This window comes from Streptomyces sp. NPDC043680 (genome assembly GCF_056436685.1).
Window position 1 is genome coordinate 153,307 of the sequence record NZ_JBWKCE010000006.1, and the last position, 14,882, is coordinate 168,188.

Annotated in this window: 9 protein-coding genes; 5 read left to right on the forward strand and 4 right to left on the reverse strand. The window is 74.9% G+C overall.

Annotated features, from left to right (window positions below):
• The first annotated feature begins 88 nt into the window (after positions 1-88).
• Positions 89-2,554: an HAD-IC family P-type ATPase gene (locus tag AC0666_RS15710; protein WP_468970200.1), complete on the forward strand. Its 2,466-nt coding sequence runs from the start codon at positions 89-91 to the stop codon at positions 2,552-2,554.
• Between the two features lie 8 nt (positions 2,555-2,562).
• Here the strand turns inward: AC0666_RS15710 and AC0666_RS15715 are convergent, their stop codons facing one another.
• Positions 2,563-3,768: an MFS transporter gene (locus AC0666_RS15715; RefSeq protein WP_468970197.1), complete on the reverse strand. Its 1,206-nt coding sequence runs from the start codon at positions 3,766-3,768 to the stop codon at positions 2,563-2,565.
• 101 nt (positions 3,769-3,869) lie between these two features.
• On the opposite strand from AC0666_RS15715, the gene AC0666_RS15720 reads away from it, so the two are divergent.
• A complete protein-coding gene (locus tag AC0666_RS15720; RefSeq protein ID WP_478707748.1) occupies positions 3,870-4,871 on the forward strand; it encodes an ArsR/SmtB family transcription factor in 1,002 nt (333 codons plus the stop codon).
• A 21-nt stretch (positions 4,872-4,892) separates the two neighbouring features.
• Here the strand turns inward: AC0666_RS15720 and AC0666_RS15725 are convergent, their stop codons facing one another.
• Both AC0666_RS15725 and serC read right to left on the reverse strand, forming a co-directional pair.
• Positions 4,893-8,024 carry a sacsin N-terminal ATP-binding-like domain-containing protein gene (locus tag AC0666_RS15725; RefSeq protein ID WP_468970192.1) on the reverse strand — a complete coding sequence of 1,044 codons (3,132 nt, stop codon included), beginning with the start codon at positions 8,022-8,024 and terminating at the stop codon, positions 4,893-4,895.
• 188 nt (positions 8,025-8,212) lie between these two features.
• Positions 8,213-9,331: a phosphoserine transaminase gene (gene serC, locus AC0666_RS15730; RefSeq protein ID WP_468581714.1), complete on the reverse strand. Its 1,119-nt coding sequence runs from the start codon at positions 9,329-9,331 to the stop codon at positions 8,213-8,215.
• Positions 9,332-9,381: 50 nt separating this feature from the next.
• Here serC and AC0666_RS15735 point away from each other — a divergent pair, with 50 nt between their 5' ends.
• Both AC0666_RS15735 and AC0666_RS15740 read left to right on the forward strand, forming a co-directional pair.
• Positions 9,382-12,354, forward strand: coding sequence for an FAD-binding and (Fe-S)-binding domain-containing protein (locus AC0666_RS15735; RefSeq protein WP_478707749.1), 2,973 nt, complete (start codon positions 9,382-9,384; stop codon positions 12,352-12,354).
• 47 nt (positions 12,355-12,401) lie between these two features.
• Positions 12,402-13,370: an EamA family transporter gene (locus AC0666_RS15740; RefSeq protein ID WP_468970186.1), complete on the forward strand. Its 969-nt coding sequence runs from the start codon at positions 12,402-12,404 to the stop codon at positions 13,368-13,370.
• Positions 13,371-13,417: 47 nt separating this feature from the next.
• Here AC0666_RS15740 and AC0666_RS15745 read toward each other — a convergent pair whose 3' ends face one another.
• Positions 13,418-14,383, reverse strand: a complete 966-nt coding sequence (locus tag AC0666_RS15745; protein WP_478707750.1) for a helix-turn-helix transcriptional regulator — start codon at positions 14,381-14,383, stop codon at positions 13,418-13,420.
• A 39-nt stretch (positions 14,384-14,422) separates the two neighbouring features.
• On the opposite strand from AC0666_RS15745, the gene AC0666_RS15750 reads away from it, so the two are divergent.
• Positions 14,423-14,875, forward strand: coding sequence for a hypothetical protein (locus tag AC0666_RS15750; protein WP_468970180.1), 453 nt, complete (start codon positions 14,423-14,425; stop codon positions 14,873-14,875).
• Positions 14,876-14,882 lie beyond the last annotated feature (7 nt).

Here is a 14,882-nt window from a genome sequence, read left to right on the forward strand (position 1 = left end):
GGTCACGGGACGATCCGGTTCATCCTGAGGTCGGACATCCGTCCATCTCGGCGGGTGAGCGGGCGGAACCCCCTTTACCGTCGAAAGCATGACGCAGCGGGCAGGGATCGAACCGGGCGGTCCGGAGCCGGGCCGTGGCGCAGGCTCCGCCGCCATCGACGCGGGCGCGGAGCTGGACCCGGTGCACCCGGTCCGCCCGCCCGCCCCCCGGTTCAGGCCCGGCGGCCTGACCACTGCGGAAGTCGCCGAACGCCTCGCCCGCGGCGACGTCAACGACGTCCCCGTCCGCTCGTCCCGCTCCACCGTGGACATCGTCCGCGCCAACGTCTTCACCCGCTTCAACGCGATCATCGGCGTGCTGTGGGTGGTCATGCTGTTCGTCGCGCCGCTCCAGGACAGCCTGTTCGGCTACGTGATCATCGCGAACACCGGCATCGGCATCATCCAGGAGATGCGCGCCAAGAAGACCCTGGACAGCCTCGCCGTCATCGGAGAGGCCAAACCCAGCGTCCGCCGCGACGGCAGCACCGCCGAGATCTCCACCTCCGAGATCGTCCTCGACGACGTCATCGAACTCGGCCCCGGCGACAAGGTCGTCGTCGACGGGGTCGTCGGCGAGGCCGACGGCCTGGAGATCGACGAGTCGCTGCTCACCGGCGAGGCCGACCCCGTCCTGAAGAAGCCCGGCGACCCGGTCATGTCCGGCTCCTTCGTCGTCGCCGGCGGCGGAGCCCTCACCGCCACCAAGGTCGGCCGCGAGGCCTACGCCGCCCAGCTGGCCGAAGAGGCCACGCGTTTCACGCTCGTCCACTCCGAGCTGCGCTCCGGCATCTCCACCGTCCTCAAGTACGTCACCTGGATGATGATCCCGACCTCCGTCGGCCTCGTCATCAGCCAGCTGGTCGTGAAGGACTCCAACCTCAAGGACTCCCTCGCCCGCACCGTCGGCGGCATCGTCCCGATGATCCCCGAGGGGCTGGTGCTGCTCACCTCCGTCGCCTTCGCCATCGGCGTCATCCGGCTCGGCCGCAAGCAGTGCCTGGTCCAGGAGCTGCCCGCCATCGAAGGCCTCGCCCGCGTCGACGTCGTCTGCCTCGACAAGACCGGCACCCTCACCGAGGGCGGGATGGACGTCACCGAACTGCGCCCGCTCGGCGGCGCGGAGCCCCCGTACGTCAAGAAGGTGCTCGGGGCGCTCGGCGAGTCCGACCCGCGCCCCAACGCCAGCCTCCAGGCCATCATCGACGCCTACCCGGACAGCGCCGAGTGGCGCTGCACCGAGTCGCTGCCGTTCTCCTCGGCCCGCAAGTACAGCGGCGCCAGCTTCAGCGAGGGCGACGGCGAGAACTCCACCTGGCTGCTCGGCGCCCCCGACGTCCTCCTCCCGGCCGGCGACCCCGCTCTTGACGAGATCGACCACCTCAACGAACAGGGCCTGCGCGTCCTCCTGCTAGCCCGGGCCTCCCGCGAACTCGACGACGCGTCCGTCGCCGTCGGGGCCCGGCCGACCGCCCTGATCGTCCTGGAACAGCGGCTGCGCCCCGACGCCGCCGACACGCTGCGCTACTTCGAGGACCAGAAGGTCCACGCGAAGGTCATCTCCGGCGACAACGCGGTCTCCGTCGGCGCGGTGGCCGGCAAGCTGGGTCTGCCGGGCGCCGAGAACACGGTCGATGCGCGCCGGCTTCCCCCCGAACCGCACGAGATGGCCGCCGTCCTCGACGAGAACGCCGTCTTCGGGCGGGTCACCCCGCAGCAGAAGCGCGACATGGTCGGCGCCCTCCAGTCCAAGGGCCACACGGTGGCGATGACCGGCGACGGCGTCAACGACGTCCTCGCCCTCAAGGACGCCGACATCGGCGTCTCGATGGGCTCGGGCTCCGAGGCGACCCGCGCCGTCGCCCAGATCGTCCTCCTCAACAACAGCTTCTCCACCCTCCCGTCGGTGGTCGCCGAGGGCCGCCGGGTCATCGGCAACATCACGCGCGTGGCCACCCTCTTCCTGACGAAGACGGTCTACTCCGTGCTGCTGGCGGTCCTCGTGGTGTGCTGGGGCGTGGACTACCCGTTCCTGCCGCGCCACCTGACCCTGCTGTCGACCCTGACGATCGGCGTCCCGGCCTTCTTCCTGGCGCTGGCCCCGAACAAGGAGCGGGCGCGCCCTCACTTCGTGCGCCGGGTGATGCGCTACGCGGTGCCCGGCGGGGCGATCGCGGCGGTGGCCACCTTCGTCACGTACCTGCTCGCCCGCCACCACTACACCGGAGCCGACGCCCTCAAGGCCGAGACGAGCGCCGCGACGCTCACCCTCTTCCTGGTCTCCACATGGATCCTGGCGATCATCGCCCGCCCGTACACGTGGTGGCGGATCGCCCTGGTCGGGGCGATGGGCGGGACGTTCCTGGTCGTCCTCGTCGTCCCGTGGCTCCAGGACTTCTTCCAGCTGAGGCTGGTGGGCACGCAGATGCCCTGGATCGCGGTGGCCGCCGCCGCGGCGGCGGCGGCCCTCATCGAGTTCGTCTTCCGCCGGGTGGACCGCAGGTTCCCCGCCTGAGCCGTCTGCTACGCGGCCAGAGCCGGTGCGGCGAGGTCGTGCTCGGCCCGGGCGCGGATGCGGCCGCTCAGGGCGAGGGTCGCCGCCGCGCTGAGCAGGCCCGCGGCCAGGGCGCCCCACCACAGGGCCGCGGGGCCGATCCCCGCGTACACGGTGATGCCCAGGGTGAGCGCACCGAAGCGGGCGAGGCCCCAGGTCCAGCTGAAGGCGCCCTGGTAGCGGCCCCGGGCGGAGGCCGGGGCGAGGGCGGCGACCGCCGAGGCCGCGATACCGGCCACGACCACCTCACCGAGCGACCAGACGACCACCGAGGCCGCGTATCCGGCGACGGAGTCCGCGAGGCCGGTCAGCGCCACCCCGACGGCGATCAGCGCACTGCCCGCCGCCTGGACCCGCAGCTGCGGCAGCCGGGCGAGGCGGCCCGTGACGAACGGCTGGAGCCCCACGACCAGGACCGCGTTGACCGCCGCCATCGCCCCGTAGACGGCGGGCGGCAGCCCGCTGCCGTGGACGGCGAGCGGCAGGGCGACCTCCGTCAGCGAGTACACGAACAGCTGGATGCCGAAGAGCGGCAGCAGCGCGAGGAGCAGCCGGTCGCGGAAGACCACCCCGTACCCCGGGCCCGACTCCCCGGGCGAGCCCGCCGCCGTGCGCCGCGGCTCCTGCAGCCGGGTCGCCACGATGCCCGCGTAGACCAGCAGGGTCGCGGCGTCCACCGCGAAGAGCAGCCAGTAGCCGTGTGCGGCGAGGAAGCCCCCGAGCACCCCGGCGACGGCCGTGCCGATGTTGACGCCCCAGCCGAACAGGGCGTACGCCCGCTGCCTGCGCTCCGCGTCCACCGCGTCGGCCATCAGCGCGTACGCGGCGGGGCCCACCGTCGCCGATGCCGTGCTCAGCAGCAGCGCGGCGGCGGCCATCGTCGCCACCCCCGGCGCGAGGAACAGCGCAGCCTGCGCCGCCGCGGCCCCCAGCAGCCCGATGAGCATGGTCGGGCGGCGGCCGATCCGGTCGGCGAGCAGCCCGCCGACCGCCGGGCCGAGCAGATTGCCCGCCCCCAGAGCGCCGAGCACGTACGAGGTCTGCGCCCCGGTGACCCCGCGGTCGGCCAGGAGGAACACGAGGAAGGGGGTGACCAGATGGCCGAGGCGGTTGACGATCGTGCCGGCGAAGACGGTCCAGACGGTGCGCGGGAGTCCGCGGAAGGAGGTGGGCATGCGAGGAGCCTGCGTCCCGGCCTCCCCTGCACCGTAGTGATTAAGCTCAGACCGAATCCAACGGGCATCGGCAGCCCGGGACATGGAAGGGCGGGGACCCCGTGGACAGGGAATCGGGACTGAGCTTCTCGGCGACGGACCTGGCGCAGACCCGGTTCGCGGTCTCGCCGATGTGGGAGGTCGTCACCAGCTTCCGTCTGCTGGGCGACCCCGCCGAGCCGCCGCTGCACCGCCGTTGGGCCGCGCAGGTGCGGCCCCGGCTGCTGCGCGCGGGTCTGGACCGGGGCTGGCTGGCCGATCTGATCCCGGGCCGGGGATACCTGGCCGACTTCCTCACCCCCACTCCGGCCGGGCCGTTCCCCGACGTTTCCGCCGAGCTGGCCGTCATCCGCCGCACCCCCGCCGACCGGGTACGCGCGGACCTGCGGACCCTGGAGGCCAAGGGGGGAGCCGGCCGGGTCCGTCTGCAGCAGCTTCACGAGGAGCCGGAGGCGGCGCTGGAGAAGGTGGCCGCGGAGATCGAGACGTACTGGGAGCTCGCGCTCGCCCCCTACTGGGCCCGCATCCGCCGGCTCCTGGAGGCCGACCTGTTCCACCGGGCCCGGCAGGTCGCCGAGCACGGCTCCGCGCACGTCCTGAACGAACTGCACGCCTCCGTACGGTGGGACGAGGGCACCCTGCGCCTGCTCCGCCGGCACTGCCACCCGACCCGGGAACAGGCGGGGCCGGGGCTGCTCCTGGTGCCCTCGGTCTTCGCCTGGCCGCGCGTGCTGACCCGGACGGTGGTGAGCGAGGCGCCGCAACTGGCGTATCCCGCCCGCGGGATCGGCACGCTGTGGGAGCCGCGCGCCGGCGGGGCCGCCGCCGAAGCCGTCGCGGCCGTCATCGGCCGCTCCCGTGCGCTGCTCCTGACCGAACTCGACACCCCGGCCTCGACCACCCAGCTCGCCCGGCAGTGCGGACTGTCGGCGGCCGGGGTGTCCCAGCACCTGACGGCGATGCGGAACGCGGGCCTGGTCACCGCGCACCGCAACGGTCGCTCCATGCTCTACGCGCGGACCGCGGTGGCCGACGCCCTGCTCACCCCGGCCGAGGCCCCGTAGGGCCCGCCCGCCCCGGACGGGTCAGTCGAACCAGCGGTCGCGGGCCAGTTCGGCCGTGCGGGACGGGTCCTCCAGGAGGGCCGCGACCTCGAAGCGGCGCGGCCACTGCCTCGCCGACCAGGCCAAGCCCGCCGCCACGCCCTCCAGGGTGGAGGCGTGCAGCACACCGTCCCCGGTGAGCCGCCAGTCGAGTTCCACGCCGCCCGCGATCAGCTCCTCGTGCTCGACGTACGTCCGGGGCGTGGCCGGGCCGAGCAGGAGCAGGACCGAATCGGGGACCTCGTGCTCCTCACCCGGGGTGGTGACCTCCGCCGGGACCGAATCCGACAGGCGGCGCACCTGCAGCAGGTCCGCGAGGTCGGCCGCGCGGTCGGGGGCGACGGGCAGCAGCGGCAGCCCGGCGGTCAGCGGCAGCAGGTCGGGGGCGTCGGCGATCACCGCGTCGACCGCGTCCACCACCCGGATCCCCCCGTCCACCACCGCCCGCAGCTCGTCGGGCAGGGTGACCTGCTCGGGGTCCAGATCGGCCAGCGCCCCGTACAGGGCGTGCAGCTGGCGGTCGGTCACCTCCCGGTCCGGGTCGGCCAGCCGGCCCAGCAGCTCGGCCGCGCCGCCGGGCTCGTCCAGCAGGGCGGCCACGGTGGTGCGTACGCCGAGCGCCCGCAGGACCTGCTCGTCCTCGAAGCCGGTGGCGTCCGCCGAGGTGTAGAGACCGGCCAGCAGCGGGTCACCGCCCGCAGCCCGCAGGCCGGCCGGGCGGCGGCCGTCGAGCACGGGGTGGTCGCGCAGCCACCAGGCGGTGTACGGGCGCACCGACTGCGTGGTGCCGTCCGGCAGCAGGACCCGTACGGGCTGGGTCAGGGCGTCGCGCAGCGGGGGCTGGGCGAGCATGGCCAGAGCCTGCGGCCAGCAGTCGTCGTCGACCAGGTCGAGATCGCGTACGGCGACGATCTCGGTGGCGACCGGCGGCAGCGGGGTGTCCGGGAGCTGGTCGAGCACGTCCTCGCACCACACGTCGACCGCGTCGAGCAGGCCGACGTCGTCCGGTTCGGCGAAGTCGCCTTCGCGGGGCTCCAGTTCGTCCGGGTCGAGGACCACGTCGGTGGCGCGGACCAGCTGGAAGGAGGCCAGCACCCCGCAGGCCGTCAACGGCTGGGCGCCCCACCGCTCGGCCAACTCCGCGTCCACGTACGGGACCTCGTCCTCGCGGATCACGGCGGCCAGCGGGGAGCCGGGCAGCAGCAGCTCGCCCGCCGGCGTGAGCTCGCCGTCCTCGTCGGGGAGGGCCAGCGCGCCCAGCCACGGCTCGTCGCCCGGGGCGAGATCGGCGTCGCGGACCAGCCCGAGCACCACCTCGGCCAGCTCGTCGGGATCCAGCGCGTCCTCGTCCCAGATCTCCCCGGCGTCCAGGGACGCGGCGACGGCGGCCCTGACCTGCGGGGTCGTCAGCACCGCGCGCGGGGTCGCCGGGAGCGCGCCCAGCTTCTCCAGCAGCGGGTGCGCCGCGTCCGGGTGCGCCACCTTCAGGCCGAGCCGGGCCAGGTTCGCCGGGGTGTCCGCGTCGGGCAGCAGGACGTGCCGCGGGCCGATCGTGGTCCGGCCGTCGGCCAGCGGCACCGGGAGGCCGGAGAGCCGGTCCGGATCCACCCCGGCCAGCGAGTCGTAGAGCCGGTGCCACCAGTCGGGGGTGCGCTCGATGCCCGCGATCCGCTCGATGGCGTCGCCCAGCGGGAGCCGGCCCACGCCGAGCGCCCGCAGTTCGGCGCGGCGCTCCAGCCCGGCGGGCAGCAGGGTCGGCAGCACCTCGGCCAGGACGCGTACGGTGTCGGTGCCCGCGCCCTCGACGACCTCGGCCTCGAAGGGGCGCAGGGCGGTGCGCTCCTCGGCATGCTCGGCGGGGGCCGCCGGTTCGAGGAAGGCGGTGCGCGGCAGCCGCCGGAGGATGGCCGCGCGCAGGGCCCCGTCCAGCGGGCCCTTGCCGAGCGGCCCGGGTACGAGGTCGACGAGCGCGGTGGTCACCGGGTCCCAGGAGCCCAGCAGTTCGGTGTACGCGTCGGCCGCGCGCTCCACCAGGAAGTCGGTCAGCGGCCCCGGCGCGGGGTGGCGGCGGGCGGTGTCCAGCGGCAGCGTCGCGATGAGCAGCGCGGGGATGCCGAGGGGCTCGTCGGTCGGCGTCGGCGCGTGCACCACGGGCGCGGTGGCGGGGTGGCGGGGCTCGCCCTCGGCGTCGACGGGCACGGCCCAGGACACCGTCCAGACGGGCCGCAGCCGCTCCTCCACCGGCCGGTCGGCGAGCAGCGCCCGCTCGATGGGGCCGGTGTGGCGGACGGTGCGCCAGCGGCGGGTGCCGCCGGCGGAGTCCTCGACGACGGTGTACGCGCCCTCGGTGCGGCGGCGGAGCGTGCGGGTGCCGTCGGCCGGGGTCTCGACGACGATCTCGTGCAGGCCGGGCAGGGTCAGCAGCAGGGCGTCGTCGATGCCGTCGAGGAGGCGCTGCACCAGGTCCTCGGCGGCGGCGTCGCGCAGCGGGAGGACGACGACGGTGTCGTAGCCCTCGGGCGCGCTGCCCTCGGCGGGCAGCGGCAGCCGCAGCAGCGGCACGTGGCCGTCGCGGCGGCGCAGTTCGTCACCGAGTCCGGGGCTGCCGTTGGCGGCCTCCCGGGCCAGTTCACGGGCCTCGGCCAGGGACCAGCGGACCCCGCCGTGCCGGCCCAGTACGGCGGGCTCGTCGGAGACCGCCAGCACGGCCGCGAAGCCGACGCCGAAGCGGCCCACCGTGTCCGCGGCGCCGCCCGGGGCGGAGGGCTCCCGCTTGGCGGACGCCCGCAGGGTGCTCAGCGATTCCACACCCGCCGCGTCCAGCGGGGCACCGGTGTTGGCGACGGCCAGCACCGCATGCCCGACCTCGCCGGAGTGCAGGGTCAGCCGCAGCCGGCCGGGCACCTCGGCCCGGGCGGCGGCGTCTGCGGCGTTCTGCGCCAGCTCCACGACGAGCCGGTCGCGGTAGCCGCCGAGGGCCAGGTCCTCCTCGGCGTTGGCGTCCTCCCGGAACCGGGCCGGGCCCGCGCCCCACGCGTCGAGCACCCCGCGCCGCAACCGGGCCGTGCCGAAGGGGTCCGCGCCGCCCTGGGCCGCCGTCACTCGCACGCTCACGCCGCTGCCTCCAAGCTGTACTGCATTCACCGAATGCCGAGGTCTTGACCGTATCGCGTGCGGTCCGGGAACGACGGAGCCCCCGGTGACCGAGGTCGCCGGGGGCTGCGTACGCGGGTCCCGACCGGTCAGGGCCTTCCGGTCAGGGGCTGCGCCGGGGGTCGCGCCGGGGTTTCAGGACTTCCCGGTCAGAGCTTCTCGATCACGTGGTCGATGCAGGCGGTCAGCGCCTGCACGTCCGCCGGGTCGATCGCCGGGAACATCGCGATCCGCAGCTGGTTGCGGCCGAGCTTGCGGTAGGGCTCCGTGTCCACGATGCCGTTCGCGCGCAGCACCTTGGCCACGGCCGCCGCGTCGATGTCGTCCGAGAAGTCGATCGTGCCGATGACGGCGGAGCGCTTGTCGGCGTCCACGACGAAGGGGGTCGCGTACTTCGACGCCTCCGCCCAGCCGTACAGGTTCCGCGCGCTGGCCGCCGTACGGGCCGTCGCCCAGTCCAGGCCGCCCTGGCCGTTGATCCACTCCAGCTGCTCGTTCAGCAGGAAGAGGGTGGACAGCGAGGGGGTGTTGTAGGTCTGGTTCTTCAGCGAGTTGTCGATCGCCGTCGGCAGCGAGAAGAACTCCGGTACGTGCCGGCCGGACGCGTGGACGCGTGCGGCACGCTCCAGGGCGGCCGGGGAGAACGCCGCCAGCCACAGACCGCCCTCGGAGGCGAAGGACTTCTGCGGGGCGAAGTAGTAGACGTCGGTCTCGGTGATGTCCACCGGCAGACCGCCGGCGCCCGAGGTGGCGTCCACCAGGACGAGGGAACCGGCGTCGGCGCCCGCGACCCGCTTGATGGGGGCCGCGACACCCGTCGAGGTCTCGTTGTGGGTGTACGCGTACACGTCCACGCCCGCCTCGGCGACCGGCTCGGGGTGCGTGCCCGGCTCGGAGGAGATCACGGACGGCTCCTCCAGCCACGGCGCGAGCTTCGCGGCCTTGGCGAACTTGGAGGAGAACTCGCCGAAGGTCAGGTGCTGGGACTTCCGCTCGATGAGCCCGGCGGTCGCGATGTCCCAGAAGGCGGTGGAACCGCCGTTGCCCAGGATCACCTCGTATCCCTCGGGCAGCGAGAAGAGGTCCCGGATGCCCTGGCGTACCGAGCCGACCAGGTTCTTGACCGGGGCCTGGCGGTGCGAGGTTCCGAGCAGGGAGGTACCGGTGGCGGCGAGGGCGTCCAGCGCCTCGGTCCGCACCTTGGAGGGGCCCGCGCCGAAGCGTCCGTCGGCGGGCTTGATGTCAGCGGGAATCTGGATCTCAGCCACGAGCGGAGCGTATCCGGTCCAGGTCCGCGGCCCGGAGGCGCGTCCACCGGATGAGACGCGCGTGTCCGGGGCAAGGTGGACGGGTGACGGATTCCGGGGAGTTGGAGCGGACCCTGCGGGCCGAGCTGCGCGGGCAGGTGGACTTCGGCGCGGCGGCGCGCGCCCTCGTGACGATGGACGCGTCGAACTACCGGCGTGTCCCGCTCGGGGTGGTCTGTCCGCGCGACGCCGAGGACGTGGCGGCGGCCTTGCGGGTGTGCGCGCAGGCCGGGGTCCCGGTCGTCCCGCGCGGCGGCGGCACCTCCATCGCCGGCCAGGCCACCGGGGTGGGGGTGGTGCTGGACCTGACGCGGCACCTGGACGCGGTGGTGTCGGTGGACCCGGCGGCCCGGACCGCCGTGGTCCAGCCGGGGCTGGTGCTCGACCGGCTGCAGGAGGCGGTGCGCCCGTACGGGCTGGTCTTCGGCCCCGACCCCTCGACGCACTCCCGCTGCACGCTCGGCGGGATGATCGGCAACAACGCGTGCGGCGCCCACTCGGTGGCCTGGGGCACCACCGCGGACAACGTGGCGGAGCTGGAGGTGGCCGCGTACGGGGGAGCGGTCCACCGGATCGGCACCGGCTGGGCGGGGGCTCCCGACGGGCTGCGCGAGCTGGTCGCGGGGAACCTGGCGGTGCTGCGGACGGGGATGTCCGGGGGGTTCTCCCGGCGGATCTCCGGATACGGCGGCCTGGACGCGCTGCTGCCCGAGCGGGGCGTGCAGCTCGCCCGGGCCTTCTGCGGGAGCGAGGGCACGCTGGGGGTGGTGACCGAGGCGGTCGTACGCCTGGTGGAGGCGCCGCGCGCGCCGGTGCTCGCGGTGCTCGGGTACGCCGACGAGAGCGCCGCCGCCGACGCGGCCGCGGGCCTGCTCGGCTACGCCCCGCTCACGGTGGAGGGCATGGCCCAGGACCTGGTGCGGGGCGCGGCGTCGGCCCTGCCGCGCGGCGGCGCCTGGCTGTTCGCGGAGATGCGGGACGAGGGGGCGGCGCGCGCCCTCGTACGGGCGGCGGACGCGCTCGACGCGGTGGTGGTCGCGGACCCGGCGGGGCAGCGGGCGCTGTGGCGGATCCGGGAGGACGCGGCGGGCACGGCGACCCGGCTGCCCGGGGGCGGCATGGCCTGGCCGGGATGGGAGGACTGCGCGGTCCCGCCCGCCCGGCTGGGCGCCTACCTGCGGGAGTTCCGGGCGCTGCTGGCGGTGCACGGGCTGCGCGGTACCCCGTACGGGCACTTCGGGGAGGGCTGCGTGCACGTGCGGATCGACTTCGACCTGGTGACGGCGGGCGGGGTGGCCCGCTTCCGGGCCTTCTCGGAGGAACTGGCGCAGCTGGTGGTGGCTCACGGCGGTTCGCTGTCGGGGGAGCACGGGGACGGGCAGGCGCGGGCGGAGCTGCTGCCGCGGATGTACGGGCCCGAGGTGGTGCGGCTGTTCGGCGCGTACAAGGACGTGTGGGACCCGGCGGGCGGGATGAACCCGGGGATGTTGGTGCGGCCGGCCCGGCTCGACGAGAACCTCCGCTTCGCGGTGCTGCCGATGGCCGCGCCGCAGGCGGCGGAGGTGGCCCGGTGCGTCGGCGTCGCGAAGTGCCGTACGACGGAGGTCGGGGGGCCGGGGGTGATGTGCCCCTCGTACCGGGTCACGGGGGAGGAGCGGCACTCCACCCGGGGCCGGGCCCGGCTGCTGCACGAGATGCTGGCCGGGGAGATCCTGCCGGACGGCTGGCGCTCGGCGGAGGTCGCCGAGGCCTTGGACCTGTGCCTGGCCTGCAAGGGCTGCCGCAGCGACTGCCCGGTGGGCGTGGACATGGCGGCGTACAAGGCGGAGTTCCTGCACCGCCACTGGGCGGGCCGCATCCGGCCGCTCTCCCACTACACGCTGGGCGGCCTGCCGCGCTGGCTCCGGGCGATCTCCGCGGTGCGGGCGGCGGGGCTGGTGAACGGGCTGGGGCGGCTGGCCGGCGGGGTGCCGGGACCGGGGGGTGGGGGGTCGGGCGGTGCGGAGCCGGGCGGTGCGGGGCCTGGGGATGCCGGGTCGGGGGGCGTGGGTGCTGGGCAGGCGGAGCTGGTGACCGGGAGGCGGTCGGTGGGCTCGGCGGGGCGGGCATGGCTGGCGGGGCTGGTGGGGCTGGCGCCGGAGCGGCGGCTGCCTCCGTTGGCGGCGGAGCCCTTCACGCGGTGGTGGCGGCGCAGCCGTGCGGTCGCGCGGACGGGCGGGGCGCGGGGTCCGGGGCGCGGCCCCGGTTTCGGGGAGCGGCGGGGTGGGGAGAGCCGCCCGCAGGGCCCCGCCGCCACCGTGACCCTCTGGCCGGACACCTTCACGGAGTACCTCGCCCCCGAGGCCGGACGGGCGGCCGTCCGGGTCCTGGCCGCGGCGGGACTGGAGGTGGCCGTACCCCCGGCGGGAGTCTGCTGCGGGCTGACCTACCTGTCCACCGGCCGCCTCGACCGGGCCCGCCGGGTCCTCACCCGCACACTGGACGCGGTGGGCGAGGTCGAGGCGCCCGTCCTCGTCCTCGAACCCAGCTGCGCGGCCGCCCTGCGCACCGACCTCCCCGCCCTCCTGCCCGACGAGCCCCGGGCAGCCCGCCTGGCGGCGGCCGTCCGAACCTTCGCGGAGACCTTGGAGCAGTACGCCCCGCACTGGCAGCCGCCCCGGCTGGACCGGCCGGTGGTCGGCCAGACCCACTGCCACCAGCACGCCGTGCTCGGTGATGCGGCGGACCGCAGGCTCCGCGAACGGGCCGGCCTGACGGGGGAGCTCAGCGGCGGCTGCTGCGGCCTCGCCGGGAACTTCGGCTTCGAGCCGGGCCACCACGCGGTGTCGGTGGCCTGCGCCGAGGAACAGCTCCTGCCGTCCCTGCGCGGGGCGCCGCCCGACGCGGTGGTCCTGGCGGACGGCTTCTCGTGCCGCACGCAGATCACCCAGCTGGCGGGGGGCCGGGGTGCACACCTGGCGGAGGTGCTGGCGGAGGGGCTGTAAGGCAGGACATCGGTGAACGGGTCTTACAGACCCCTTAGTCTGGATTCATGCCCGCACCCGTGCCCGCTCCCTCCGCTTCCGCTTCTGCGACCCGTTCGCCGTCCGCTTCGGCGTCCGATTCCACCGGTTCCGGTTCCGCCTCCGCGGAGCCTGCCGTGAGCCCGTCCCGGCTCGGTCCGGTCGCGCTCGTGATCGCGGCGGGGGTCTCGGTGCAGTTCGGGGCCGCCCTCGCCGTGCTGGTGATGCCGCGGGCGGGCGCGGCGGGCGTGGTCACCCTGCGGCTGGCCGCTGCCGCGCTGGTCCTGCTGCTCGTGTGCCGCCCCAAGGTGCGGGGGTACTCGCGGGCCGACTGGGGCACCGTCGTGGCCTTCGGCATCACCATGGCCGGGATGAACGGCCTCTTCTACCAGGCCATCGACCGCATTCCGCTCGGCCCGGCCGTCACCCTGGAGGTGCTCGGCCCGCTGGCCCTGTCGGTGCTCGTCTCGCGACGCCTGGTGAACCTGCTGTGGGCGGTCCTCGCGCTGGGCGGAGTCGGGCTGCTGGCCGGCCACGGCGGAGGCGGCTTCGGCGGCCTCGACCCGCTGGGCGCGGCCCTCGCGGTGGGAGCGGGCGCGATGTGGGCCGCGTACATCCTCTTCAGCGCCCGTACCGGCCGCCGCTTCCCGCAGGCGGACGGCCTCGCCCTGGCCATGGCGGTGGCGGCGGTGCTGTCGCTGCCGCTGGGCGTGTACGAAGCGGGCTCGGCGCTGCTGGTGCCGAGCACGCTGGCGCTGGGCGTCGGGGTCGCCGTGCTGTCGTCGGTCCTGCCGTACACCCTGGAGCTGCTGGCCCTGCGCAGGCTGCCGGCCCCGACCTTCGCGATCCTGATGAGCCTGGAGCCGGCCATCGCCGCCACGGCTGGCTTCCTCCTCCTCCACCAGGCACTGTCCGCCCTGGACGCGGCGGCGATCGCCCTGGTGATCGCAGCCTCCATGGGCGCGGTCCGCTCCCAGCCCCGCCCGGCAGACGCCTGACCCCACCCGCAGGGACGGACGCACCACCTGCCCCGCCCGTGGGCGCCTCAGGTGTAGCGGGCCGTCATGGTGGTGAGGGCTGCGCGGATGGAGGCTCGCAGGGGTGGCGGGGACAGGACCTCTGCGTCCGGGCCCAGGGACAGGAACTGCTCCTGGGCCTGGGTGTGGGACTCGATCGGGAGGACCGCGCGGGTCCAGCCCGGGAGGTCCGGGTCCGGTTCGGCCGTGGCGGTCAGGGCGCGGGCCTGGGCGCCGGTCAGCCGGGCGGCGGCGCGGGGGGAGAGGCGTACCAGGGCCTCCTCCGGGTACAGCCGGGCGTGGAAGTCGGTCTGGGTGCGGTGCCAGTGGGCCGCCAGGTCGAAGCCGTGCGGCGGCTCGGCGCGTTCCTCGGTTTCGGTGACCGACAGGATCTGGTCCACGCGGTAGGTGCGCGGCTCGGCCTGGGCGGGTGCGGCCACCAGGTACCAGCGGCCCGCCTTCAGGACGAGCCCGTACGGGGCCAGGCGCCGGTCGACCTCCCGCGGCTCCTTCCAGCGGCGGTAGCGGACCTCGATCACCCGGCCGCGCCAGACCGCGTCCGCGACCTGGGCGAGGTACGGGGTGTCCTCGTGCTCCGCGTACCAGCCCGGGGCGTCCAGGTGGAAGCGCAGGCGCATCCGGTCGGCCTGCTCCCGCAGCTCGGGCGGCAGGGCGGCGCGCAGCTTGAGCTGGGCTGCCGACAGGGCCGGCCCGAGGCCGAGCTGCGCCGCGGGGCCCGGCATGCCGGTCAGGAACAGGGCCTCCGCCTCGCCCGAGTTCAGTCCGGTCAGGCGGGTCCGGTAGCCGGCGAGCAGCTGGTAGCCGCCGCTGTGGCCGGCGTCCCCGTACAGCGGTACGCCCGCCGCGGCCAGCGCCTCCGCGTCGCGGTAGACGGTGCGTACGGACACCTCCAGCTCGGCGGCGAGTTCGGCGGCGGTCATCCGCCCGCGGGTCTGGAGCAGGAGGAGCATCGAGAGGAGTCGGCTGGACTTCACTGACACAGGATGTCAGGGGAGGGCTCTTAGGTTCGCGGCATGAACGACTTCGACTTCTTGCTCGGCACCTGGGACGTCACCAACCGCCGCCGTACCGACCCCCTCGACGCGGACAGTGCGTGGGAGGAGTTCCCGGCGGTGTCCCGCGCATCGCGCCACTTCGACGGACACGCGAGCTTCGACGAGATCGAGTTCCCGACGAAGGGCTTCGCCGGGCTCACCCTGCGCCTCTACGACCCCGAGCGGGAGCAGTGGTCGCTGTACTGGGCCAGTGGGCGCACGGGCACCCTCTTCCCGCCGGTGGTCGGCGGGTTCCGCGGTGGTACCGGCGTCTTCGAGGGCGAGGACACCTACGAGGGCAAGGCGGTCCGGGTGCGGTTCGTGTGGCGGGACATCACGGCGGACTCCGCCCGGTGGGAGCAGTACTTCTCCGTGGACGAGGACGACCGCTGGCTCCTCAACTGGACGATGGACCTGGCCCGTACGTCGTGAGTTCCGT